General features: G+C 56.4%; 23 protein-coding genes and 1 pseudogene. 3 read left to right on the top strand and 21 right to left on the bottom strand.

The genetic code is table 11. From position 1 onward, the window contains the following. Positions 1 to 310: 310 nt before the first annotated feature. The 5 genes and pseudogenes from AB1462_RS14515 to mobH all read right to left on the bottom strand — a co-directional run bounded on the left by AB1462_RS14515 (position 311) and on the right by mobH (position 6,348). Entirely contained in the window at positions 311 to 2,101 is a 1,791-nt protein-coding gene (locus tag AB1462_RS14515) for a hypothetical protein (protein WP_367247076.1), read from the bottom strand. Continuing rightward, entirely contained in the window at positions 2,091 to 2,576 is a 486-nt protein-coding gene (locus AB1462_RS14510; RefSeq protein WP_367247074.1) for a hypothetical protein, read from the bottom strand. Before AB1462_RS14510 ends, AB1462_RS14515 begins: the two co-directional genes overlap by 11 nt. Continuing rightward, positions 2,573 to 3,733, bottom strand: coding sequence for a dsDNA nuclease domain-containing protein (locus AB1462_RS14505; protein ID WP_367247072.1), 1,161 nt, complete (start codon positions 3,731 to 3,733; stop codon positions 2,573 to 2,575). Before AB1462_RS14505 ends, AB1462_RS14510 begins: the two co-directional genes overlap by 4 nt. A gap of 739 nt (positions 3,734 to 4,472) precedes the next feature. Next, positions 4,473 to 4,577: pseudogene (locus AB1462_RS14500) on the bottom strand (integrase); the annotation flags it as partial. A gap of 46 nt (positions 4,578 to 4,623) precedes the next feature. Further along, on the bottom strand, positions 4,624 to 6,348 hold the full coding sequence (mobH, locus tag AB1462_RS14495) for a MobH family relaxase (RefSeq protein ID WP_367247070.1): 1,725 nt from the start codon (positions 6,346 to 6,348) through the stop codon (positions 4,624 to 4,626). 229 nt (positions 6,349 to 6,577) lie between these two features. Here mobH and AB1462_RS14490 point away from each other — a divergent pair, with 229 nt between their 5' ends. After that, positions 6,578 to 6,772, top strand: a complete 195-nt coding sequence (locus tag AB1462_RS14490; protein WP_367247068.1) for a hypothetical protein — start codon at positions 6,578 to 6,580, stop codon at positions 6,770 to 6,772. A 287-nt stretch (positions 6,773 to 7,059) separates the two neighbouring features. Here AB1462_RS14490 and AB1462_RS14485 read toward each other — a convergent pair whose 3' ends face one another. Next, positions 7,060 to 8,040, bottom strand: coding sequence for an ArdC family protein (locus AB1462_RS14485; protein WP_367247066.1), 981 nt, complete (start codon positions 8,038 to 8,040; stop codon positions 7,060 to 7,062). Between the two features lie 126 nt (positions 8,041 to 8,166). Next, on the bottom strand, positions 8,167 to 8,505 hold the full coding sequence (locus AB1462_RS14480; RefSeq protein WP_074844859.1) for a hypothetical protein: 339 nt from the start codon (positions 8,503 to 8,505) through the stop codon (positions 8,167 to 8,169). Between the two features lie 458 nt (positions 8,506 to 8,963). On the opposite strand from AB1462_RS14480, the gene AB1462_RS14475 reads away from it, so the two are divergent. Next, positions 8,964 to 9,347: a DUF3742 family protein gene (locus tag AB1462_RS14475; RefSeq protein ID WP_074844862.1), complete on the top strand. Its 384-nt coding sequence runs from the start codon at positions 8,964 to 8,966 to the stop codon at positions 9,345 to 9,347. A 9-nt stretch (positions 9,348 to 9,356) separates the two neighbouring features. Here the strand turns inward: AB1462_RS14475 and AB1462_RS14470 are convergent, their stop codons facing one another. The 5 genes from AB1462_RS14470 to AB1462_RS14450 form a co-directional block, all read right to left on the bottom strand. Next, positions 9,357 to 10,901, bottom strand: coding sequence for a conjugal transfer protein TraG N-terminal domain-containing protein (locus tag AB1462_RS14470; RefSeq protein WP_367247065.1), 1,545 nt, complete (start codon positions 10,899 to 10,901; stop codon positions 9,357 to 9,359). 10 nt (positions 10,902 to 10,911) lie between these two features. Further along, the gene (locus tag AB1462_RS14465; RefSeq protein ID WP_074844868.1) at positions 10,912 to 11,220 is read right to left on the bottom strand and encodes a hypothetical protein; all 309 of its coding nucleotides are present in this window, start codon (positions 11,218 to 11,220) and stop codon (positions 10,912 to 10,914) included. 4 nt (positions 11,221 to 11,224) lie between these two features. After that, positions 11,225 to 12,607, bottom strand: a complete 1,383-nt coding sequence (locus AB1462_RS14460; RefSeq protein WP_367247063.1) for an integrating conjugative element protein — start codon at positions 12,605 to 12,607, stop codon at positions 11,225 to 11,227. Next, positions 12,604 to 13,560: a TIGR03756 family integrating conjugative element protein gene (locus tag AB1462_RS14455; RefSeq protein ID WP_367247062.1), complete on the bottom strand. Its 957-nt coding sequence runs from the start codon at positions 13,558 to 13,560 to the stop codon at positions 12,604 to 12,606. Before AB1462_RS14455 ends, AB1462_RS14460 begins: the two co-directional genes overlap by 4 nt. 105 nt (positions 13,561 to 13,665) lie before the next feature. Beyond that, positions 13,666 to 13,920 carry a helix-turn-helix domain-containing protein gene (locus tag AB1462_RS14450; RefSeq protein ID WP_069551348.1) on the bottom strand — a complete coding sequence of 85 codons (255 nt, stop codon included), beginning with the start codon at positions 13,918 to 13,920 and terminating at the stop codon, positions 13,666 to 13,668. A 168-nt stretch (positions 13,921 to 14,088) separates the two neighbouring features. Here AB1462_RS14450 and AB1462_RS14445 point away from each other — a divergent pair, with 168 nt between their 5' ends. After that, complete coding sequence (locus tag AB1462_RS14445) at positions 14,089 to 14,343, top strand: LasR-specific antiactivator QslA (protein WP_074844878.1); 255 nt, start codon at positions 14,089 to 14,091, stop codon at positions 14,341 to 14,343. Between the two features lie 44 nt (positions 14,344 to 14,387). On the opposite strand, the gene AB1462_RS14440 is transcribed toward AB1462_RS14445, so the two are convergent. Genes AB1462_RS14440 through AB1462_RS14400 form a run of 9 tightly spaced genes read right to left on the bottom strand, consistent with a single transcriptional unit; the run spans position 14,388 to position 21,852 of the window. Continuing rightward, the gene (locus AB1462_RS14440) at positions 14,388 to 17,141 is read right to left on the bottom strand and encodes a conjugative transfer ATPase (RefSeq protein ID WP_367247060.1); all 2,754 of its coding nucleotides are present in this window, start codon (positions 17,139 to 17,141) and stop codon (positions 14,388 to 14,390) included. Further along, a complete protein-coding gene (locus tag AB1462_RS14435) occupies positions 17,141 to 17,557 on the bottom strand; it encodes a TIGR03751 family conjugal transfer lipoprotein (RefSeq protein WP_367247059.1) in 417 nt (138 codons plus the stop codon). The genes AB1462_RS14440 and AB1462_RS14435 overlap by 1 nt, the downstream gene beginning before the upstream one ends. Continuing rightward, complete coding sequence (locus AB1462_RS14430; RefSeq protein WP_367247057.1) at positions 17,520 to 19,037, bottom strand: TIGR03752 family integrating conjugative element protein; 1,518 nt, start codon at positions 19,035 to 19,037, stop codon at positions 17,520 to 17,522. The genes AB1462_RS14435 and AB1462_RS14430 overlap by 38 nt, the downstream gene beginning before the upstream one ends. Next, on the bottom strand, positions 19,027 to 19,839 hold the full coding sequence (locus AB1462_RS14425; protein ID WP_367247055.1) for a TIGR03749 family integrating conjugative element protein: 813 nt from the start codon (positions 19,837 to 19,839) through the stop codon (positions 19,027 to 19,029). The genes AB1462_RS14430 and AB1462_RS14425 overlap by 11 nt, the downstream gene beginning before the upstream one ends. Continuing rightward, entirely contained in the window at positions 19,836 to 20,477 is a 642-nt protein-coding gene (locus tag AB1462_RS14420) for a PFL_4703 family integrating conjugative element protein (RefSeq protein ID WP_367247053.1), read from the bottom strand. The genes AB1462_RS14425 and AB1462_RS14420 overlap by 4 nt, the downstream gene beginning before the upstream one ends. Continuing rightward, positions 20,474 to 20,887 (bottom strand): TIGR03750 family conjugal transfer protein, encoded by a 414-nt coding sequence (locus AB1462_RS14415; RefSeq protein ID WP_367247052.1) that lies wholly within the window; start codon positions 20,885 to 20,887, stop codon positions 20,474 to 20,476. The genes AB1462_RS14420 and AB1462_RS14415 overlap by 4 nt, the downstream gene beginning before the upstream one ends. Before the next feature lie 7 nt (positions 20,888 to 20,894). Further along, positions 20,895 to 21,266, bottom strand: a complete 372-nt coding sequence (locus tag AB1462_RS14410) for a TIGR03745 family integrating conjugative element membrane protein (protein ID WP_367247051.1) — start codon at positions 21,264 to 21,266, stop codon at positions 20,895 to 20,897. Positions 21,267 to 21,283: 17 nt separating this feature from the next. Further along, entirely contained in the window at positions 21,284 to 21,523 is a 240-nt protein-coding gene (locus tag AB1462_RS14405) for a TIGR03758 family integrating conjugative element protein (protein WP_367247050.1), read from the bottom strand. Next, on the bottom strand, positions 21,520 to 21,852 hold the full coding sequence (locus AB1462_RS14400; RefSeq protein WP_367247048.1) for an RAQPRD family integrative conjugative element protein: 333 nt from the start codon (positions 21,850 to 21,852) through the stop codon (positions 21,520 to 21,522). The genes AB1462_RS14405 and AB1462_RS14400 overlap by 4 nt, the downstream gene beginning before the upstream one ends. Positions 21,853 to 22,511 lie beyond the last annotated feature (659 nt).

The raw sequence follows: 22,511 nt of genomic DNA, 5'->3' as shown, positions 1-22,511 counted from the left end.
GATGGCCGCCGCCGGGCTATGTGATCGTCTAAACGGTTGCTTCTGTTCAGGAGCTGCCAGCGACGATCGGCAGCTTTGGGTGGTTAGCGACCACTGTTCTGACTAGCCATCCTTATGGACATAATTGAAAGGAGCGCCGATGTGCGTTCGCCATTCCGAACTTGTAAGCTTACACTTCAGCTACCCGCACCTAGTTCAGAAATTTTATAGGGGCGAGATTAAATTTCTACCAGCCAGGGGTAGTTGCACCCTGGCCTTGTTTTGTGCTGGTGCAGGTGCAGGTTAACTAGAGGCGGCTTCGCCGCTTACGTCAAGGTGCTGCATCAATGGGCGGTTGACCAACTCCGCCGAGGTACATGGGCTGCTCGGAGCCAGCAAATTTCGGCAACCATTCCTTGTCTGTTTTGTCATCGATCGCATACTGATAACTGGTAGTTGAGAAAATGACTTGGGCATTGTTACGTAGAGCAACAGCTTTGAGTGCTTTGATGTAGGCATCCAAATCTTCCCAGTGGATTTCCTGCTGCCGAGGTGTGTCGAACACCAGTACTCTGAAAGGAGAGAGCGGATCATTGGTGCACAGTTCAAATAGCGCAGCGTGGAACGCCAGCACTGTTCGAGCTTTTGAGCTGCCTTTGATGATCCCAAGCTTTTCAGTGCCCAATATAGGTTTTAGATCCGAATCAATTCGGATGTCCCTCGAAATATTCTTGGAATTGAGGACGTCGAGCCATTCTGCCATTTTTTGTCCCAGTTCGATCCTGAATCGAAGAATGTCTGGAGACTGTTCACGTGACGTCTGTAGCGAATCCTCAAGCGTAAGAGCGATATCTCTTCTTTTTAAAAGATCAAGATGAGTATTTTTTTGCTGCTCTGATTTTTCTAGCTTATTCTTTTCTAATCCGAGTTCAAAGATTTCCGAAGAAATTCTGCTGATAGCCTCAATGAAAATTTCAATCCCGGCTTCCCGTTCTGCCAGGCCTCTTTGCTGGGCCAGTTGCGCGATTTGCGATTCAACAAATTTTTTCTCGGTGGATATCGCCTCCGACTTTTGTATATTCGAGGCAGTCGAAATCTCAAGATCCTTGATCTGATCTTTTAGGTAAAGCAAGCTTTTTCCGTACGAGTCTGCGCTCACCATGAATATTCCACACGATGGCGAGGTGCATATGTCAGAGAACGAAATAAAGGCTCTCTTGGCCTCTTCATTCAGGTTGAGTGTCTCAATCTCACTCTGTATTTCTTCACGTATTTGAGTTGCACTGGAGATTTTTGAGTCGAGAGCAGCCTCTTCCGATTGCAGTTCACGATGCCTTCTCCTCAGGTTACCAATAACATAATCTAAACTTGAAAGTGAATCGCTTTTTATGTCCTTCGACTTTTTAAGGTCTTCGAGACGAGACTTTAATTCAGTGATGAGTCTATCAACATCTTCGATCTTTCGGCGGGGTGATGGAAGATCTTGAACAATGCGCTCCATCAGTTTTCGACTATCAACGATTGTAGTGTCCAAGTAAGCTAGGTCTTTTTTGACCTCAATCGCTTTTTTCTTTTTGTCGTACGAGTTCTGCGGAGGGAAATTAGCAGCTAGTCTAATCATCTCTGAAAATTGGTTTTTTATGAAGCCTGGCCGCGGAGGCGCATAGTATTCGGAGTAACCTTGATCTTGGTCCAGATAAAAAAGAGGCAGCAACGCCGAAAAATATGGGGTCGTTGGAGTGTTGCCGTTTGTTATGAGTCTGTCACTTCTGAGGTTGAGTGATTTTAACATGAACCTCGAAAAGTCATCTTCATTGTAAAAGCGATTTTCGGTTTTATCGTCAACCTTTACGGTCAAATCGAAAGAGTCTCCCATCATTCGGTCTAGGGTGAATCGTTTCCCCATGAGGAGCAGTTTCAATCGTGCCATCTTGCAGTTTCGGACGATATCGTCCCTAAACTGAACATGCAGTCCAAGACAGAACATCATTGCTTGGATCAATGGGGTCTTGCCACTACCATTTTTTGCGTACAGTTGAGTTATGGCAACACCAAACTCAAGCTCACCTGAGCGCCACCCATCTGGGTTGTTCTGGATAATTTCAAGTGATTCAAATTTCATTTAGCTTAACCTCAACGGCTCGTTCCTTACAGATGTTACGGTACGCACGCTTTATCATCAGCAATGCAATACAGAGTCTGCTTTCATCTTTGAGAATATTATCAATCAGCTTTTTTCCAGACTCTGTTGCTTCAATCCGGGAAGTACTTTTGTCGATAATAATGAATCCGGTGTTTTCCAAAAATGTAAAAGCCTTCACGGTACGGATTCTCAGGTTTGCAGACCAACCCAGTTCTTGGCTCGACCCCTTGAAACCTACAAGGCTTTTCTCAAAACAAACGCCTACTAACATTCCGATCTCGTCTTGCTTGGGCTTGGCTCTGGAACGCGCGAGTAAAATGATGGTCAGCGCAATCAGCGGAGTATGGAATAGACTCTCATTTCCCAGTACGTCATAGCGCCCCCTGGGGCTACTTTCGGTCAACAATGCCATGGACTCAGTCTTGGCGGTCGAGACGGCCTCGCGGAAGTTCATTGCGCCTCTCCTTTCACCAATTCGGAGAGCACGGCGCCGAAGGCCAGCTCTTCGGTGATATCTGATCGCCCAAGGTCTTTACTGATTTGGATCGTCAAGCTTGAAATTTCTCCGGTGATTGAGTCCATGTCAATCTGGCCAATAGCGATCTTTCTCGCCACTTGTATAATTTTGTTCTTTGCTACGGCCAAGCGAAACTCCAAGAGCGCATGCCTATTGGTTCTGTGCCAAGCTTCCCAGCTACACTTGAAGCCTGCAAATGTGTCCACTGTGTCATCTGAGAAGCCTGAGCGCTTGAGCATTCGCTGTAGGATAGAAACCGACTTTATAGCTCTATCATCTCCGCCTGTCTTAAGAACATAATAGGCGGATCTGGAGATGCAGAGAATGTCTAGGATATCATCCAGATTGACACTCGCCTTTGCATCCAATTCTTTTTCGGTAATACCACTGGAAAGCGGAACGGCAGATCTATCCTCAATTAAAGATAGAAGCTGGATGATTATTTTCCGAACCTCAAGGGGGTTAAGATTAATTTCGCTGTACTTGAATATCTGGTTTGATGCTTGGGAAACGAAAACATCCTCTTCTTCATTGAGGATCTGCTTTCGAGGTACCAGCGCCAAGTGTGACAAGAACGCCATTACATCGGCATCGCTTTTCGTGGCGAGAGAAGGTATCAGTTTCTTGGTCTCGCCGATCAGGCTTGCGGTGTTTTTGGTTGGGCTTGCTTTGCCTTTAACTTCTTGCCAAATCTGTTCAACTTCATCGTCGAAGTTCACGTTTGTACAGATCTCAATTGAACTGCACGCTTCACCAAACTCTTCAACGTGAAGCAGTAACTTCCCTGCGAAGCTGCCCGCCAAGTCATGAATCGGACTGTTTTTCGGTTTTTTCTTCAGGCCAAAAATTTCAAGTATGGTGTATTGATGATTTAGCTTACTTTTAGTCTTTACTTGAACAAATCGGTATTGGGATTTTGAGTTAACTATGTGCTTGACGACATAGTCCTCGTGTACATCACAGTACACCCTATCCATTTTCCCGTTTTCTAGTAGCGCCAGGCTTTCCAAGCTGGCTGCTTTGAACTGTGCTCGGAAACGGTCGATCGTATCCCGTCCGCTTTGTTCTCTAGGGCTGACTTCATGAAGTTTCATATGGATTAGTTTCGCATATGCTGAATTAAGAGCGCCCTAGAGTATGCTGGGCTTTTAGGTGTAATGCAGAAGCAATCATTTCGGTCGAATGGTGGCGAAGTGTTGAGCGATACGTTGTGGATAACGTAAATGCAACTTCTTGGTTGTAGATTGAATGCATGTTCATTGGCAGTTTCCCTTCCGGGATCATGCTCGCGAACTACGCAACGTATCGCGGAGTGTTTGAAATAGTTGCGTGCGGGTGGCGGGCACGATCTGAGCGGTGCGCCTTGATTGTTTCGGGTAATGCTTTCCATGCCACCTTCCATTGATGTCTCTCGCCCGTGAGAGAATTCCTTTCTGGATTCACTGAATGGTGGCGTGAGGCCATCCACAATGCAAGTCAGATTTGAAGCATTTTCCCTCATCAAGCTCTGAGGCAAGTGCGGAGTTTTCTACTTCTCGACCTTGGGGATGTGAATCGCCCCTGGTAAATAGACACCATCGCGTGGCAGCTTCTGGTCCAGGCTATGTGAAAATGTTTTGGAGTGAGTTTGACACTCAGAACCGCAACGGAAATCGCATTCCTACGCAACTTTTAGGTCTGCTTACCAGCCAAACGCTGCCAGATTTTACGTAGCAACGCAGACTTCAAAACGGGGCATGCGTTTTCACACAGCCTGGGTCGATTCCCGCCCTCCGTGAAGGGCAGCTTTGGATCGGATAGCGACGGTCTAATATCGACCGTCGCTATAGTTGCTCAGACTTCCTTCTGTTCTGCCATCTCCAGGGCGTCATCGACCTCGATTGCCTGGTATCTGGCGGTGCTTTCAAGCTTCGTATAACCAAGCAGGAGTTGGACAGAGTCAACTCTGCATTTCGATCCCTCACCAATGGAGTGCCAGTGAAATTTAATCTTTTTCGATTTCAAGAAACGGATTATCGAGTGGCATCAATTCAAAAAAAAGCTTGGGATCCTCAACCAAGTAGCCCTTCAAGGTTGTTTTCTTCCTAGGGCCCTGTACTTGACATGTCCAGATGTTCAGGCCGTTGTCTCGCTTCCTGTGGACCTTCAGTTTCTCAAACTGCTTCTGCACCCAGCGCCATTCTTCAGTTTCTTGATCGGCCCCCTGTGAGATACCGGGAAACTCCTGCGCGTAGCGTTGAAAGAGACCAGGTGTGACCAGAAATGGGCTGCCACTCACCGTGTGAATTTTAGCCTTGCTGTCGTTGATGATCAGCTTGTGGCTCTGGATGCCTTCCTTGACCCAATTCAGGAAAACCTGACCAGGATCATCCGACGAGGGATTTGAGATTTCGAGAGTGCTTGCTGAAGATGCGTCGCTGACTTTAGGCACTTCCAGCTCGAACATATCCAGCAGTGTGCTGAGGTAGTCGGCATTCTCCATCGCCATTGGATCTGTCAGCGAAGAGTTTTGACGCGACCCTGTACTGACAATCTTAGGCGCTGGTGGTGATGCCGATGCGTCAGTCGAGTGGTCGTCGGCTGCCACGCTCACCGTTCCGCTGAAAGCCGCGGGTCGGTCTTCGCTCCTCCAAATCAACGCCGGTTGAAGACGCAGAAACGTAAAGCTCTGCTGCCAGATCCCCTGTGTCACAAGCGCGGTCCAAATGGCTTTGCCTTCCGGCGTCGACTCAACCAACCCATGCGATTGCAATTCGTCGAACACCGCAAGGTTGGACGACGGAATCCCCTCTATCGCTTGCGACAGCAGATAGGCTCTCAGCTTGTCCGTGACCGTCTTGCTGACGAGCCAGAGCGCGTCCTGGGTCAGCCATCCCGCGGCACCTGGCTGGTTGAGTTTCAGCTCGCGCTGAACCAGATGACGCAGTCCGCTTATCAAGTGATGTTGCAACGAATGAGTCGGCGCTTGCAGCGCCTTGCTCGGGTTACCACCGATGTTCTGCGCGGTGGAAACACGGTCTGCCTGCATTACCAGCTCACCGAGCACACCGGCACGCTCATACTGACCTGCTAGGACATACAGCAGGTTGGCCCAGAGTGGAGGGAATCCACTGAGCCAGTCCAAGATAGATCGGTCGAGAATCTGCATATAGAGCAAGCCTGTAGCGGCACCGTGTAGGTGGTAGTCGCGACCTTTGAGGTAGCGAAAGCGGTAGGGCTGGTCCAGCGGGCCCTGCCAAGGATGCCAAGCACGGCCATCTTGGCGCTCGACCTCCAGGTCCACGGCGATCTTGCCAATGTCATGCAGCAGGGCGCCATAAGCGATGCCGGCCGACCAGGCGTCAGTCTGCGCGGCTTGGTCTTCCGGCGCCGCGCCGGTGGGCAGCAGATAGGATTGGCGTAGTTTCAAACTACAGGCGACCAATTCCAGTCCATGGTCGAGCATTCCGCCGAGATACGCATGGTGGTGCGTCTCGCTGGCGGGGAGTAGCTGGACCTGTTCGGCGTAGCGTTGGATCGGATTTAAATAGAGTTGGATGAACTGCGCGTGGGAGAGGGCGGTGTACTCCCAGATGCGATCGAGCAACTGGCGGCGGTGCTCTGCTGCTAACAAGCTGTGGGCCGACTCGATGGGCAAGTAACCGTCGGCAACATTGACGGTAGGTGGCGGAGGGGGCTTCTGCCTTTTGCGGCTAAACAGACTGAGCATCGTGGCCTCCGGGAATTGGCTGGGTCAGTGGGTTTTTAGCCTTTTTGGGTAGCGCTCTTACCCTTGAGTCCCCATTCCCTTCCAACCCTTACCCGTCCTTTTGGATTGGCTCCCTTTGTGCGGCAATCGGAATATCGATTTGCGCTGGTACCATTTTGTTGGAGGTGAGTGCTGGTACGGCAAAGGAAAGAGTCGGTACACTGCGGTGCGAATTTTCTCGGGCCTTGCCATGAACCTCACTGACGCCACGCTCGTGCTGCTGCTCGCGGCACGTATCCATGGGACCGACGAAGCCGTTAGGGCCTCGGCGAAGAGCGTGGTCAAGAAGTTGCCGCGCAGTAAGCGTGATCTGATCTATCAGGTGATCGAAAGCCGGAGACCACTCGAGCTGGTTGGGTTTCTAGCGGAAAACCTCGATGACTGAGCACAATTTTTTCAGGGCGCTCAGCTCTCGAAATGGCTCTCGGTGGCGAGAGTGAGTTGTCCACGAAAAGCGTGGGTATGTCTGTGGATAAAGCTCGGCATGCCGCGGAGCACACTGATTGCGATGGAGTGATTATTAATTGAGCGATAGCGCTCATCATGGGCATGCGATTCTGACATCGAAGAACGTCTCCCAGGGCACGAGGTTATCTATGCTAACGTGTCATCGCCGAGTAGAAAAAAGACCCAACTCGCGTCGGGCCCTGTGAAGAGTTTGAAGCGGTGATTTTAAGAGTTGCTCACGATTAAACGTTGGCGCTTCTGCTCGGCGGGCTCCTCCCATACTGCTTGCTCCAATTGCTGCTTCAGATTGAGTACATACTCTGTCGCGGCTCTAGCTTGGCCACTGGCACGAAAGATTGCGCGTTTGTCAGCCTTGAGCAGACCGAGCCAGGAATCGATATAGCCCTCGTGCCTCAGCTCTCCCTGAATGCCGGCGTAAGCACATAAAAACGCAGCGCCCATCTCGGCGATCAACTCCTCAAAGGCATAGCCTGGCGAGCCGAACGGACAGGCTGACGTCACCCCCTCGCGCTGCAACCGAGCGTGATGCCCGGTCCAGTGCGTCAGCTCGTGAAGTGCGGTGGCGTAGTACCCACCTTCATCGTGAAATTGCGTTTTTTTCGGTAGTTGGATGAGATCCCTGATCGGGTGGTAAAAGGCTTCGTCGGCAGGCCGATGAACGATGCGTGCACCTGAACTTAACAGCAGATTTTCCGCAACGCTGTTGGCCTGGAAGGGATCGGTCGGTTCCGTCTCGAGCAGGGTTTCATTGAGCGCTTCGAGCCCCTCCGTTTGCTCGATGTTGAACAGAAAATGCGTCCTGAGAATGCCGAAGTGAGCGACCTTGGGCTGACCGTTTTCATCGAGTATGGGTTGGCCTGACTCGGTCTGTTCCTCGCGCTCCATCGGCTTGTAGAGCACAGCCAGAGTGCTGTGCTCACCCTTACGGATGTGCCCACCGGCCTTTTTAGCTTGGTTGAAGGTCAGCCAACGATCTTGAGTGAACCCCTGCAACCTGGCATCGGTCCAGAGCAACGGTAAATTGATCCCCGAATAGGGACGCCGCGTGATGGCGTTAATGGGGTAGGGGTGATGATGACCGACGTGAGCTGAGCCACTTGAGGACCAGGGTTTGATCCAGGGGGCTACGCCTTGGTCCAAAGCGGTAACGATCTTGTCAGTCACGTCTTGGTAGATATCGCGCATGGCATTTTCCTCGAGAGAAAACGGAGGAACGCCGTGCCCGTCGGGGAGGGTTCCCCGATTGGGTGATGAGTGGACTGATACAGGTCTTGCATGCTGGTCGAATGTGGATTTGAGCGCCGAGTACGGTTATCTGCGTTTAGCGTTGGCCTCTTCTGCAAGCGCTATCAGCAAGGCGCAAGGCTGCCCCGGCTCTTGGAGCAGGCTGAGTCTCAGTTGCAGCAACGGGTCGTGGTATAAGTGATCGGTTGGTTGAATGTGGACTACCTCGAACAGCACATAGGGCTCGTGTGGAGAGGCCCGATGAGCCTCGAAGGCTGCGCGCAATACGTGGCTCAGCCGATCGACCTGCAGCTTCTCAGGGTGATCGGAACGCTCGAGCAGAACTGCGCGTTGCCACGCGCCAGGCGTGAACACGATGGGCAACCGAAGGGTGTTCAGTGTTTCCGGTGTCAGTGAGTCGGGCATGGTGTGTCTCCGTTGAAGACGCGAAGAAACCTGTCCCGTGGAGGGAAAGATTTTCCCCGCGGTGGGTTGAAGAAAAACAAGAAGGTTTGTCTGGCGAGCAAAGCTCGAAAGGCGCTCTGGAGAGCAGTAGGCGTTCATCACCGTAGCAACGGTCACCGTGCGAGCTACCGAACGCTAATCGCACTTGGGGAGAACCATCACCGAAGTGACGTAGTCTTGAAGGCTCTGGCTACCTGGGCAGGGTGCTGTCGATAACAGCGATCCGTACCTTGTATTTAACCGGACGATTTGTATGGGTCAATGACTGTAAAGACGCTGTTTCACGGAGCTTGTCCTCTGTCTTCCAATGAAGATTTTTCGGCTGGGGCAAACTGATAAACGGTCAGGGACGGGCCGATTTCAGTAGTACGCTATTACTCTTGTCTCAACCATGAAAACGCTCAGAAGAGGGCGAGACCATGCCGACTCAGCAACCTGTTCAGAGTTCACGTGCCCACCGCTGGGCGTATGCCTGTGGTCTGTCGGTGAAGCGTGGTTACCGTAAGTTGAGAGCGTTTGAATCCCGCGTGGTTGAGCGTGCGGAGACGGCAGGAATGCCCGCAGGTAAATTACTTGTTCGCGGGAGTTTTCTAGTTATCAAGTTGGCAATAGCCGCCGGACTCCTTCTAGTTAGCTTATGGTTCACAGTGTCGGTGATGATCCTTATTGTCTTGTGTTGGGCCATCGCCAATGGAACGCCTATCAAACCTAAGGATGCTCTCCGGTACAAGGCATATGGCGACCCATATAGTGAGTATGAGTATGGCCGCGCACCCGGTCAGCCTGATTTAAAAGACCTGTAGTCGAGTTCTTCACCCCTTCCTTAAGGCCTTTCCAGCAGACATCAGAGCTCCAGCGCCTCTTGCACCAGCGTCCTGCGCTTGAGCTGCTCCTTTGCTAAGCATGCCGTCGGCAATTGAGCCAACGCTATATCCTGCCCAGCTCATTGCAGCCAAAAACAACATCGGAAGCACGACGAACATTGCCCCCATCACGTACTCGATCACCTGCGCGGTGACCGTCCCATCCATAAGTCCGGATGTGGGCAGCGACAACAGCACCTGATTGGACACCGAAACCTGGTTGTACAAGGTATCGAGCATGCTGGAGTCGACCCAGCGGGCCAGTTCCCACCAGAAGCTCAGCATATGCAGTGTGAACAGTACGAACGTCACCGTCATGACGGTCTTCAGCTGGTAGGTACTGACCAATAGAATCAGCGGCAAGCTGATGATGACGCCCATGATCAGGAAGGCCTGCACCATTGGCAGAGCGGCGCGTAGCGCATTCATCGCCGGGAAGTTACTGAAGGAACCGAGGGCCAAGCCGGTGTTGGTGGCCAGGTTATTGAGCCCCTGATTGATTGAGCCGCCACGAGCGCTAGAGCCATAGTCCTGGTACACCTGTCCAGGTGACATGGACATCGTTTGCTGGCGCGGGCTGATCAGTTCGCGCAGGGTGGCATCTTCGATCTCGTTGCTCGAACGGCCAGTCAACCAACCTTTCAGCTGAGTCAGCAGCGAGGGATCAACCTGCTGGATCAACCGCTCGCGCAAGCCAACACCGCTGTCGCTCCACCACTGCTTGCAAGTGGGGTAGCCCGCGCCATTCTCCAGGCGCGGCAAGGAAACATCGCGGCTTTCGTCATACGGCCAACTGATTCGCGGTGTGCGTGAACGATCCGTGTCGTAGTAGCCGGGCGTGTCGAGAAGATAGCTTGAGCCGATCCAGGACGCGTCGTGACTTTGTTCCTTGTCCAGTTGCGGGCGATTGGTAAACAACCGAGAACGGGAATAGCCATAACAGTCGCGGGTGAAGTCGGCGACTTCCTGCAGCAGTACCTGGCTGTTGATACGCGAGCTGTCGATCTCCATGCGCATCTGCCGAATATCCGGTGCGCAGGGAATGGAGGCGGTGGCTGCGGCGGTTACCCCTTTGCTCAAGGCATGCACTAGAAACCACCAGATCGGTACGTTGGCGGAGCGTTCGCCGATGGTATTGAAGGTTGTCCCCCAGGCGGTTTCCGCTGGCTTGGCCACACTTACGCCGCAGCGCTGACTCGTCGCATCATCGAACGTCATTGATGAGAGGCTCAACGGAAAGACCGGCGCGCAGCCGAACAACACAACGATGTAGGCCAGCCACAACCGGTTTTCGATCCGCGGCACCGAGAGCTGTCCCTTGTTACCTTCATCCGCACCTTGCTGACGGGCCGATAGCCATTCTTGCAGGATGATTGCACCAAAGGGCGCGGCGAACAGTCCGGTGTCGGACAGGACGCTCCAGAGGCCGTTGTTGATGATCCAGGCCAGTAGGGAGAGGTAAAACTCCAGGTAGCTGTTGGTGCTCATGAGCATGGTGGTGACCTCACAGTCGGGTGAGTTCGACGCAGGTAATGAGCACGAGCCCTAATGTCCCGATGCGTTTCACGCGCAGTCGATCCTGTGGTCGATGTCGGTAGCGCCGAAGCAGACCCCACCAGAGCGCGAAGAGGGCGCCGTAGAGCAGGGCACGCCACCCCCGCAGATAGGGTCGTACGGATTCGAATACCTGCTGCCAGGCCTCGAAACTACCCAACGCAATGCGGCCGATCCAGGCGACCAATGCGGCGGTGAGGATCATCGCCGCGGCAATTCCCAGACCTGAAAGCAGAGTGAACAGCCGTGAGCGTTTCATGGCTTCACTTGCGCCTGGCGTCGGCGTCATTGAGTCGGCGGGGCTCGGGATCACCTTGTTCGACGGTGCGTGATGCGTCGGCACCCCCTGCATGCCGATCGAGCACCAAGCTGGCGGTATTGGTGGCCAGCATCTGCCGGACCTGCAGTTCGGTCTGCAGCAGACGAATTTCGCGCTCCAGAGCGTCGATGTTTTTCGTCAAGGCGGTTTGGGCCGGTTCGGCGGAAGCGATGTTCGGTTCGTGGCTGCCCGCCAGCAGAGTGCGCAGTAGCAATAGCGCCTTGTCGAGCACGCTGGACAGGGCTGTCTCACTGGCCAGGCGCCGTGTCAGTAGATCCTGGTCGGGATCGTCGCGCAGCGCTTCGATCACACCCCGGGTCACCGGCAGCATCGGGCTGGAGGCTTTCGCCAGGTTGTCAGGGGTAGGCGGCAGCGAGCCAGACAGCAGCTCTTGCAAGGCCTTGAGGCGCTCGTTATAGGCCTCCTGGATCAGTGGCGTCAATCCGCTGCCAGCGGTCGCACGCAGGGTTTCGCAGCTATCGCAGGTCGAGACTTCGCTCTCGCCCAACACGCGAACGGCCCATTCGGATTCCTCTTGCGGCGAGGCCCAAGTCTGGCAGATAGCCCCACCCAGGCAGTCGTTGCTACTGATCGACGCACCGTCATCCACCGACCGGTTATGCAGCAGGTTATAGCCTGCGCGGACCACGTCGGCGGTCACCCGAATGGGCGTCTGTCCGTTACCTCCGGCCTTCGAACCGCCGACCCAGGACACTCCATTGTTGCCGTTACGCGCCTCGGTGTTTTTCACTGCGGCCACCGCATCACCGCCGGTTTGCTCCAGATTACCCTGCATTTCCTGGTTCTTAGCCAGCGCGCCCCAGCCGGCCTGACCGACCTTGTCCGCCATCTTCTCGGCCATGGCCTGGCAGGTCAGCTTGGAGCGGTCGAAGTCGATACGCCCCTGCATCACCCCGTTACTCAACAACTCATAGAGACCGGGGTTGGCGCGCTGGATGATCAACGCCGGCAGTGACATCACCGCTTGGGTCGCGTTCTGCACGATGCTGCCCATAATCTGCTGGAAACCTTCGGTGGCACCGTTTAGCTGGTTTTGCAGCGTGTTGGTGAGGCTCATGTTTCCGCACATCATGTTCGCTCGCCAGGACCCGCCGACACCGAGACCACTGGGTCGGTAGAGCGAGCTCGGTGAGCCCACTGCCGAGCCGCCACCAATGGTGTACATCACTCGGTCATCGAGCACTTCGCCTTGAGTGCCCAGGCGGTAATCGCCCTCGGCGGCGTGGGCATGCGTGGCCATGGCGAGCAGCCCGTAGATCAACAAATTTGCCAGACCAAACCATGATTGCGCACGAAGTCGACTCATGACGCACCGCCTTCGAAGTCGATGCTGAACAGGAAGGTCTGCCCCTCGCGTTTACAGCAGCTATAAGGACGCCACAGCGACCAGGCATAGCCGCCATCCGCGCTCTGGACCGGATCGCTGGGGAAGATGGCGCACGTGGGCTGAACCTGGGGGTAGAGCAACTGCCATTTGTGGGTTGAGGTGTCGTTTTCAATAATCGGGCCCGGCGGCCAGTAACCGTCGCGTTTGGCCGGCGTGAGTGGTACATACACATGCGGTTGCCCGTTACGGGTGATGACATCGCCGGCCCGTTGCGCCATGACTGCGGCGGCTTTGAAGTCGTCAGGCTGTACCAGAAAACCCTGCCGGGGATAAACGTTGCCCCACATGTTTCCCGAGGCCTGACTACCGATTTCACGGAGCCCCGGCATGAGCGACTCGGGGTAGAAACCTTCCGGGATGCCATCGCGCCAGGCCAGTGAGTCCAGGGTACTCAGGAAGTAAGGCATGAATGCAGTTGCGCCGCTGGCGCAGGCGTAGCCTGATTGCGAAGCCAGTTGCGTGGCGATCCTGCCACCGGGGTGGCCGATACCGTCGACGTTCTTGAAGCGGGGCAGGTTGTCGCGGCGGGTGTTCGGGGTGATCAGGTTGCCGCCACCCTCCGCGCCGCTGATGGGAGTGGAGAGGGCAGCCATCTCGGTCCAGGGGTTGTTGCCGGTGTTGGCGTAGCTCGAGACCACCAGTTCAGGAATGAAATGACGAACCTTGGTCGAGGTTTTGACTGTGCAGCCGAAGGGGGTGCAGAACAGCCAGAAACAAATGCCGACGACCCTGTAGTCGAGGCAGTTTTGCGAAAGCACGGAGGACGTGATGCTGGCGGTGTCCAGCGCCACGCTTGGGCCGCACGCCAGCAGGATACTCAGCGCCAGGGGCCGTAGCTTTGTGGGCGAGATTGACGAGCAGGCAACAGGCATGATCCAGGCTCTCGGTGTATGGCCTGGGCAGGTTCGATTACAGACTGAAGACTGTCAGTGGAAATTATGAAGGCGGATCTATCGGATTTGTGAGCCGTGAGACTATTATTTGACGTGAAGGGCGCTGCGCAGAGTATCGGGTTCTGCAAGTAGCTGATCTGTGGTGATTTCGAGAATATTGGCGAGCTTGCACAGGACCAACAGCGACGGATTGCCCGTGCATCGTTCGATTTGACTGACGTACGTGCGATCCACCTCGGCCATGAGCGCGAGCTGCTCTTGGGTAAGGTTTTTCACGCGTCGCATCAAGCGGATGTTTTCCGCCAGCTGAAGACGAAGCTGTTCGTAGTCTTGAGTCATGCGCGCAAATTGCGCCTTGAGGGACTCTCAATCCACGGGATATAGTCTACATTGGTATTGATCTAGGCCATTTGATGCACATACCTGTTATCCAGTGTTCATTTGGTTTCGTTATGATTCGAGGCTGGGTCCAGTGTCTAACAATAAAATCAGAACTCTAGGGTGTGTATGGACGAAAACTACATTTCAATTCCTGCGGCGGATGGTTGCTCAAGTCTTCTGACCCCTTGGGGCAACGAATTTGCTCAGATGATCGAACGTGGCGTGCAATGCGCCCAGGCTTGGCTTGATACGCCCGGTGAAATTCCACTGTGGTGGGAGCTGGCGCAAACACGCAAAACCTTTCCTGTCGGTGACTGCCAAGATGCTTTTGAAGCCGGATTCTTGTTGCGGATTCAGCAGCGGCTTCGAGGCGCATCGTAATAACCGGTCACTCGCTTTAGAGCGCGATACCTGAATAGATTCCCCTATGTGGGTTCTATGCCTCGCGCTCTATCGATCCGGTCAGCTATCCGATAAGCCGCTTCCAACTCTGAGCAGCCATTCTCCTGCATCAGTGTCCAGCGCTCGGCTTTTTCCTCGGGCTCTGTCATCGCCAGGGCGAGGTAAAGACTGGGCGGCACGGCCCGGAACAGCGTTTCGAGCTTTTTCGACAGCACCACTCCTTCGGTGTATTTGCCCGGCTCCTTGCTGGCGGAGAGCAACAAGGCTTTCTGTGCCGGCGTGAGTTTCTTGAACCGTGCGATTTCTTCGATTTCCGCCGGTGGCATGTTCAAGCAAACCCACCACTCGATCATGTTGAGCATGGTCTGCGCGGCAGTGGGGAAGTCGGCAAGGTTTTGTGTGGCCAGCCAGAACCAGGCGCCAAGCTTGCGCCACATCTTAGTGCCCTTGACCACGAACGGTGCCAGCAACGGGTTCTTGGTGATGATATGGCCCTCGTCGGTGACCATGATGATTGGTCGGCCCAGGTACTGATCGCGCTCGGCGAGATTGTTCACGGTGTTCATCAGGCTGATGTAGCTGATGGACATCTGGGCTTCGTAACCTTCACGAGCATAGGTGGCCAGGTCGACGATGGTCACATCGCTCTCGGGCCAAGGCGTGCCCTCGCGATTGAACAGTTCACCCTCGAAGCCCTGGCAGAACAGGTCGATGGACTCGCCCATTTCCTGGGCACGCTCGCGACGCTTCTCTGGCAGGTGCGGGTCGGCGGCGACACGCAGCAACGCGTCGCGCACGTCGCGGGTCAGCACCTGGCGGTTCGCTGCGACACAGGTCTGCGCCGCATCGAGAATGCACTCGCGAACCAGGCTGCGATCGGCTCGACTCAGGCGCGCCTCTTCCTTGGCCTCGCCGCCGGTGATCATCAGGCGAGCGGTGATTTCCAATTCGCCGAGAACATCGCGCTGGTCTTCGCGACTGGCTACCGCCTCATCGTCCAGCTCATCGATCGACAGACTCGCCACCTGATCCGGCTGCTCGACCAGGCGCCAGGCATCGGCGAACGGGGCGAGACTGACCGAGGCGCCAGGTTTTAATTGGACCTTGTTGACTGACAGGCCCTGTGTCGCGAAGTAGTCGCCCTGCAAGCCGAATGAGTTGCCGGCTTCGACGATAAACAGGCGAGGGCGGTACACGGCCATGACCTGCATCAGCAGGGTGACCAATGTGGCCGACTTGCCGGCGCCGGTCGGGCCGAACAACAGCAGATGGCCGTTCATGGCCCGGTCCAGGCGTGACAATGGGTCGAAGCTCAATAGCGAGCCGCCGCGGTTGAACAGGGTGATGCCCGGGTGGCCGGTGCCGGTGCTGCGGCCCCAGACCGGAACCAGGTTCGCCAGGTGCTGGGCGAACATCAGGCGGGTGTACCAGTTACGCGTGTCGCGGGCCGGGTTGTAAGCCATCGGTAACCAACGCAGGTAGCTGTTGCAGGCGGCGACCTCATCGCCTTCACGTACCGGTTGCAGCCCCGAGCCCAACAGCGCGTTGGCCAGGCTGACCGAGCGCTGGTGCAATTGCTGTTCATCGTGACCGCGTACGTAGAACGCCAGCGTGCCGCGGTACAGCTTGTGCTGGCGGCCGATGATCGTACGAGCCTCTTCGACATCCTGACGAGTCTGGGTCGAGGCCAGGTTTTCACCGATGGCTTTGCGCGCCAGGCGGTTCAACTGCTCCTCAAGTACGTCCTGCGGTTTGACCACCAAGGTCAGGCTCATGACTGTACCTTCGGGTAACTGGTCGAACAGGGCATTCACCGCGTCGCCCTTGCGGGTTTCGCCAGTGAGTTGACCAATCAAGGGCGCTCGGCGCAACTTGTCCACTACCATCACCCGGTGGGGCTGATCGTCGAAATACCAAAGTCCGCGCTGCACATCCGAACGCGGCTCATTGAAAAATAGCCGTTCGGCGAAGTCGTGATCGAAGGGCAGTTCCAGCGACTCACCGTCGCCCGACTCCGGATAGGCCACGCGACGGTAGAACGCCTCGGGCGCCTCATCGTTGAGCGTGGGTGCCGGATTGAACCAGGGCACTAACCAGGCATACAGACCTCGGCCATCGACTCGCGTCGATGGCACCCCGCATGCTTGCAGCGAGGCACCGATTCGTTCGCAAGCTTGTTGCAGGGCTTGCGCCGGGGAGAGTCCTGTTTCTTCAGCGTCAGACTCAAGCCAGCGATAGACCACCAGGCGCACCCGGCGGTTGTTGCCACGCCAGGGAAGGCGCGTCACCACCTTATCCTCAAACAGACCACCGGGCTTGGCGATGGCCTTCAGATGACGGCGGATGAGTTCCAAATACGCTTCGGTGAAGACCGTGCCTCGCGCGCTGTCCTGAATGTAATCGGTGAGCCGGGTCAGGTAGGGGGTGAAGTCGTTGTCGTCCTGGCAGAAAAACTGCACCACCCACGGCGCTTGATCCTGCTCGTCAAAGCTATCCTGCAGGGCATCCTCAAGGGCATCGCGGGCCGCCATCAACCAATCGGGTTCGCGCCCTTCAGTGCCGATGGGCAGCAACTCGAATACCGCACCCATCGAACGATTGTCATCGAGCAGAAAACACTGCTCGGTGTTGAGGTACTCGACCCACGGCAGGTGATCGGTGAAGCTAGGGTTGTGCGCATAGAGTGCGGCGTCATCGGCCAACGTGGCGCGAGCGCATAATGGGTTGCGCCAGGCTTTCCATGCAGAAGTGCGGTTGCCCGCATCGCTGGTACGCACTACAAGTCTTCCTGACGTTCACCGGGTAATGCGTACTGCACCCGTTGGTAGAACGGAAAGACGGTCGAGTAACCCGGAACCGGTGCCTGCTCGGTACCACTCAAATGCGGATACACGTACAGCACCAGATCGGGATTGGGCAGGCGCGGGAACAGGTTGCGGATCTCGTTCGCCGCTGTGCGCGTGTACGGTTCCTGGAGAGCCGCGGAGACATCTGCCTGAGCCAGCGGGCGGCGTAACTGCTGTCGAGCCTCCAGCAGTTGCTGTTGAGTGCCTTGCGAACCGGCGCCGTTCCAGATGTCCAGCATGGTTTGCTCGCCATGGGGCAGCAGCGTGTCTTTGTCGGTGGAACACCCCGTCAGGACCCAGCAGAGCAAGCTAATCCAGGTCAGGCAGAGAAGCATGGTTTTTTTCATGGCGAACGCTCCGGCCCTTGGGCTCGTAGTCGATGGTGATCTCCTGGTCGAGGTGCAGTGCGACCTGTGCTGCCGGTGGCACGTACACAGCAGCAAAGGCTTCGCCATACAGCTTGTTGACCCACTCGCGGATGTCGCTGACCCCACCACTGAGAATGGAGTTCAGTGCGCTATTGCCACTGCTGCTGGTGACCCCGAGCGTACTGCCGCCCGAACTGATCACACTGCTGTTGTTCCGCTCATCCCCGAGCAGCGCTGCGACACCGGCACCGGCGGCAGTGATCAGGCTCTGGCTGCCGAGGTATTGCTGGGCGTTCGAGCGGCGCTCGCCGGCAATGCAAGGAATGCCATACGGATCGGACAGGTAACCGAGCCCGCCACGGATCTTGTCGGTGTTCGAGCTCTGGGTGGTGGAGGCAGTGCGGCTGGCTATCGCCTTCGGCTGAGGCACCGTGCGGATGGTGCCATCGGTAAACACAAAGGTAATTGACTCGACTTGTCCGCGTACGCAGGACAGGGTCCAGTCACCGGACGCCGTGCCGCTCATCACGGCCCCCGCGACGTCCGGCAGGTCGATGCCGTTGGCGGTCAGGTTCTCCGGACCGACCAGCACCTTGAAGGGATAGGGGTCATTCACGGTGCCGTCCACCGGGACTCGGCCGATCAGCGCGGTCATGGCGACCGAGCCCATCAGCGTGGCGTTTTCGGGGATCGTGTAGACCGGCTTCGCGCCTTCGGTACGATCAACGGATCGCGTCAGGTCGCGCTCACCCTTGGTAACTGCACGTAGCTGTTTCTGGCTGCGATCAATCGCGTTGTCTTTCAAGCCTTCCAGAGAGTTGAAAGCGGTAGGCAGGCTCAGTGCGGAGGAAGTCGTGGTTTTGCCTCTGGCGTCGGTGGACGGAGCATCCGAGGGTTCAATCCACTGCAGCGCATCATTGGTAGAGTGTCGCCCTTCGAACTGAGCGCCGTCGCCGGGCTCAAGCCCCAATCCGATCGGCATGTCCTTGCTTTTGCCAGTCAGCCCCGACAACTGTTCCTGCAATTGCGTCAGCAGGCCGCGAGCCTGACGACTGTCTTGTTCCGCTTTGAGTCGGGCCTCGTTGGCTTGGCGGCGGCCTTCGTCGACCTGCTGGGTCACACTGCCAAGCGCGGTCTGGATACGCGAATCGACACTGTTTTCCCGCTCGCGTAGGCGGTTGTTTTCCGTCTGCAGTGAGTCATTGTGTTTCTTCAAACCGAGCATGTCGCTGCGCATGGCCTTCACCTGGCCGACCAGGGTGGCGACCGTGTCGCGTGGGGTATCGCCCGCAATGCCGAGCGACTTGGCTTGCTCGGCGGATAATTGAATATTGCCCTGATCAACTGGGTGCTCTGGAGAAGGTGTGCTGCCACCCGGGACCCAGGTTTTCAGGATGATCAGCACCACGCCCAGCAGCGCAGCCGGTACCAGCCATTTGAGCAAGGCGTTAGCTTTCATCGTCAGCACCTCGCGCAACGGGCGGGAGCAGCACGGCTTGCTCGAGGCCGGCACCGCGGGTGACAAGGTAGGCGATCGTGGTGTCTTCAGCGCTGCCGACAGGCCCGAGGAAAGCATGCTGGAAGGCCGCGGCGAACAGCTTGGCCTGAAGTCGACGTGGATCGAGTTGCACCGTCTCTGAACCACGATTGCGCAATTTCACCGCCGTCACCCAGTAATCACCGAGTCGCCAGACGGCGATGGGTGTGCTGGACACGTTTTCGGTCGGCAGCAGGGTTGGCAGTTCGGTGCGCAGCTTGAGCGGGACGCGGCGTACACCGGGCAGGGACTCCACGGTGCGCAGCGGCGCGTACAGGCTTTGCGCTGCGTAGCGCGTCAAAGCGACCGGGATCGGTGTGCGTTCTGGAACAGGGACGGCGCTAGATTCAGCCTCGGTAGCTTGCCTCTGAGCATTCTTGAGAATACGTACGGGCTCCAGCGGTTGATCGCCGGGAGTGGCCGCGATATCCAGGAGGATAATCTCGCCCGTCGTGACCGATTGCAGTTGCAGTCGGGTCGGGGCAATGGCTTCCGATGCGCGCAGGTACAGCGTTCCGCCGGTTGATTGCACGCGCAGCTTGCCTGTCAGGGTTGAGGGCACGCCGACTCGAACATCCTCATCGACAAAGACCACCCGTTCCTGATTGATCACCAGCGGGACCGCGAGGGGTAGGCGTTCCCAGTGCATCAGCTCGACGGCCTGCGCTGCAGCTCCCCATAGCATCAGTGCGACGGTGAGTCCCAGGGTAGAAATCTGCTTCATGGCTCACCTCCAGGCAGGGAGATTTTTTGCGGAGTGCCCTGATAGCAATCCAGTGCCAGCCCCCACTTGTTGCGCTCGGGATCCTGATCGAAACGCACTACGCGTAATGGATAACGCACCACCACCCGTTTCACCGGTTCGGCGGCGTAATATTCATCGGCATTGAGGTCGAGTTTGACCAACCAGCTGTCGCGGTCGAGTTGCTTGACCCTGAGTTCCGGATCCTCGCTGTAACCTCGCCCCAGGATTTCGTAGACGCCACGCACCCGCTGGCGCAGTTCGCCAGCGGCCTTGCGGTACTCGTAGTCGCCGTCGAGGAAGGCCTTGCAGGCGGGTGTCAGGTAGGACTGCAAGCCATAGATGGCGCGGCGATAATCCTGCTCGCCATCCGAGGGCCAGCGGTTGAGTTGGCCAAAGATGTAGAGGGCAAAGGCATAGACATTTTCTGAGGGAATATCCCACCACTTGCGAGTGCTGCCCGAGCGCAGATCTGGCGGTACATGCACGGTCAGATCGGTCGGCGCCGAGCGCCAGCCATACCAGAGTCCGGCACAGACAAGAGCGAGGATCACTACCGCCAGGCGCAGGCTGAAGATGTGGGCCTGCTGAGCATCCACCTTGTTCCGAAAACGACTCATGGCTGCCACCGGGACAGGGCAGGGCGCAGTCGACGCGAACGGCGAACCGTCCAGGCGCTGGAGTGAAGGATCAAAGTCCCTCGACCCAGGCGCCAGCGGCTAGCCAGTACCCATTCGAGCTTGCGGTACAACCAGGTCTCGGGGCGAGCCCGTTTGGCCCGACGCAGTAGTGTGCCACCGGCAAATAACACTACCGCCATACCTGCGATCATGCTGGTCGGCGCCACGGCAATGGAGGCGGTGGCGATCGCCAGAGGAACGCCTAGCAGCAGGCCAATGACAGCGCCGGTGCCGAGCGCTACCCACATCTCATCATTGGTTAAACCGCGCAATACGGCAGGATCGCGATTGAGTCGCTCTGGCAGAAAGACCAAGGTGCCGTCGACAAGGCGTTCGATAGCGTCATTCATACCAACCTCACAGAATCGCGGCAGCCTTGGTCAGGAACCAGATGATGATCACCACCAGTAAGGCTCCGATGCCGACTACGGCGCCGAGGTCTTTCCAGGTCTTGCGTTGGTTCTGCACGTCGGCATAGACAGTCAGGGAGTGCCAGGCCACACCGAGAAAAGCGAGCAGGGCGATCAGCAGGCCGAGCAAGATGCCGCCGTCGTAGGCGTAGTTTTTGATTGTCTCGATTAACCCGGAGCCTTCGCCGCGCGAAGGTGCTTCCATGGTTGGGAGTTCAGCAAAGGCCAGGCTCGGACCGAGCACCAGCAGCAGACCGATCAAGCGCTGGCTGGCACGATCACGCAGGTTGTTTCTCAGAGGGGCAAAGCACTTGAGCATGGCGGCGATCTCCTGGATTAGGACAGGGTGAAGAACATTAGTACGAGCAGGGCGAGCAAGACGCGCGCGGTGCTGCCGCCGAAGGCCCCAAAGCGCACACTGCCGGCGGCCCAACCCCGGTAAGCCGTCCACATCACCCAGGCACACCAAAGCAAAGCCAGGACGAGAACCAGAGACAGCCACAGTGTCGAACTGCTCTGCGCCGAGAAGCCGGAGGCGTTTTGGAAGGCTGCGATCTGAGCGTCAGTCATGCTCATGGCGAGGGTTTCACGGGCGGAGCGTCGAGGCGGTAGTCGCCGACCAATTCAGTGGGGTCACGGGGTTGAGCGCGAGAGGGAGACAGGTAGTCCTGCACACCGTTTCCGATGCGCTGGATGTCTTGGATCAATTGGGGATAGTCGAAGCGATAGCGTTTGTTCGATTCAGAAGTACTGGCTGCCTCCGCACGCGTCGTAAGCCGTTCGATAATGTCGAGTTGCTGCTGGACCAGGCTGAGCTGATCCTGCTCATGAGCAGATGCGGCATAGCTGCTGCCATCGACGATAGCCAGTGAGAGTAGTAAGCAGCGAAAGACGGTAGTTGGCATGATGCTGGCCCATATGGATCTGGGAGCAGAATCAAGTCAGAGGTCGAATTATTCCGTAAGAAACCTGAGGTCTGATGAATCGCTTTTTCTGGGGAAGGACCTTACTGGAGGTCGCAGACGTGCTGTACCCAAGTGGCACCATTAAGCCCGAAGTCTACCTGCGTGCCGATATCACGAAGGGCTGCCGACCGCGAAACGTGTACCTGACCCATGCTCGATGCCCTGCCGCCCTGGGTGGCTGGATAGCGGTGCGATCTCGGTGCCGCTGGGGGCTTTCCAGCACTGATGAGTATCGAGGGTTGCGGCCTGCATCGAAGCTGGTCACGACACACACGGGCCGGGGTTTTGAACTGGTCTTCAAGCATCGGGAGCTGGACAATGGGCCAGAGGTTTACCGGGCGTGCGATTCGCTCCACCAGACCATCATCAGGCTCTACCGACAGGCCGGTATCAAGCAGGGATCATCCCATAGTGGCAGACGCTCGCTTGCTGCAAAAAAAACCTGGCCGCAATCGGCGACGTTGAGACAGTTCAGATCATTCTCGGGCATGCCTATCTCTACCACAGCAAGATGTATCTAACTGTTGACATCGAGGTTGTCCGCCGCGCTTTCGAGCTTGCACTGGCATAGTGACATCGGTAACTCTATCCGCTAGTCA

The sequence above is a fragment of the Pseudomonas sp. SB113 genome (assembly GCF_040754745.1).
GTDB classification, from domain to species: Bacteria; Pseudomonadota; Gammaproteobacteria; order Pseudomonadales; family Pseudomonadaceae; genus Aquipseudomonas; species Aquipseudomonas grimontii.
This window is presented reverse-complemented; position numbering and strand designations above follow the sequence as displayed.

What these genes read in the sequence shown, in the direction of transcription:
- AB1462_RS14450 (WP_069551348.1), bottom strand. Translation starts at nt 13,920, where the DNA reads ATGACTCAAGACTACGAACAGCTTCGTCTTCAGCTGGCGGAAAACATC.
- AB1462_RS14455 (WP_367247062.1), bottom strand. Translation starts at nt 13,560, where the DNA reads ATGCCTGTTGCCTGCTCGTCAATCTCGCCCACAAAGCTACGGCCCCTG.
- AB1462_RS14420 (WP_367247053.1), bottom strand. Translation starts at nt 20,477, where the DNA reads ATGAGTCGTTTTCGGAACAAGGTGGATGCTCAGCAGGCCCACATCTTC.
- AB1462_RS14515 (WP_367247076.1), bottom strand. Translation starts at nt 2,101, where the DNA reads ATGAAATTTGAATCACTTGAAATTATCCAGAACAACCCAGATGGGTGG.
- AB1462_RS14470 (WP_367247065.1), bottom strand. Translation starts at nt 10,901, where the DNA reads ATGCTCATGAGCACCAACAGCTACCTGGAGTTTTACCTCTCCCTACTG.
- AB1462_RS14430 (WP_367247057.1), bottom strand. Translation starts at nt 19,037, where the DNA reads ATGAAAGCTAACGCCTTGCTCAAATGGCTGGTACCGGCTGCGCTGCTG.
- AB1462_RS14510 (WP_367247074.1), bottom strand. Translation starts at nt 2,576, where the DNA reads ATGAACTTCCGCGAGGCCGTCTCGACCGCCAAGACTGAGTCCATGGCA.
- AB1462_RS14425 (WP_367247055.1), bottom strand. Translation starts at nt 19,839, where the DNA reads ATGAAGCAGATTTCTACCCTGGGACTCACCGTCGCACTGATGCTATGG.
- mobH (WP_367247070.1), bottom strand. Translation starts at nt 6,348, where the DNA reads ATGCTCAGTCTGTTTAGCCGCAAAAGGCAGAAGCCCCCTCCGCCACCT.
- AB1462_RS14435 (WP_367247059.1), bottom strand. Translation starts at nt 17,557, where the DNA reads ATGAAAAAAACCATGCTTCTCTGCCTGACCTGGATTAGCTTGCTCTGC.
- AB1462_RS14415 (WP_367247052.1), bottom strand. Translation starts at nt 20,887, where the DNA reads ATGAATGACGCTATCGAACGCCTTGTCGACGGCACCTTGGTCTTTCTG.
- AB1462_RS14400 (WP_367247048.1), bottom strand. Translation starts at nt 21,852, where the DNA reads ATGCCAACTACCGTCTTTCGCTGCTTACTACTCTCACTGGCTATCGTC.
- AB1462_RS14405 (WP_367247050.1), bottom strand. Translation starts at nt 21,523, where the DNA reads ATGAGCATGACTGACGCTCAGATCGCAGCCTTCCAAAACGCCTCCGGC.
- AB1462_RS14465 (WP_074844868.1), bottom strand. Translation starts at nt 11,220, where the DNA reads ATGAAACGCTCACGGCTGTTCACTCTGCTTTCAGGTCTGGGAATTGCC.
- AB1462_RS14460 (WP_367247063.1), bottom strand. Translation starts at nt 12,607, where the DNA reads ATGAGTCGACTTCGTGCGCAATCATGGTTTGGTCTGGCAAATTTGTTG.
- AB1462_RS14410 (WP_367247051.1), bottom strand. Translation starts at nt 21,266, where the DNA reads ATGCTCAAGTGCTTTGCCCCTCTGAGAAACAACCTGCGTGATCGTGCC.
- AB1462_RS14485 (WP_367247066.1), bottom strand. Translation starts at nt 8,040, where the DNA reads ATGCGCGATATCTACCAAGACGTGACTGACAAGATCGTTACCGCTTTG.
- AB1462_RS14475 (WP_074844862.1), top strand. Translation starts at nt 8,964, where the DNA reads ATGCCGACTCAGCAACCTGTTCAGAGTTCACGTGCCCACCGCTGGGCG.
- AB1462_RS14445 (WP_074844878.1), top strand. Translation starts at nt 14,089, where the DNA reads ATGGACGAAAACTACATTTCAATTCCTGCGGCGGATGGTTGCTCAAGT.
- AB1462_RS14505 (WP_367247072.1), bottom strand. Translation starts at nt 3,733, where the DNA reads ATGAAACTTCATGAAGTCAGCCCTAGAGAACAAAGCGGACGGGATACG.
- AB1462_RS14480 (WP_074844859.1), bottom strand. Translation starts at nt 8,505, where the DNA reads ATGCCCGACTCACTGACACCGGAAACACTGAACACCCTTCGGTTGCCC.
- AB1462_RS14490 (WP_367247068.1), top strand. Translation starts at nt 6,578, where the DNA reads ATGAACCTCACTGACGCCACGCTCGTGCTGCTGCTCGCGGCACGTATC.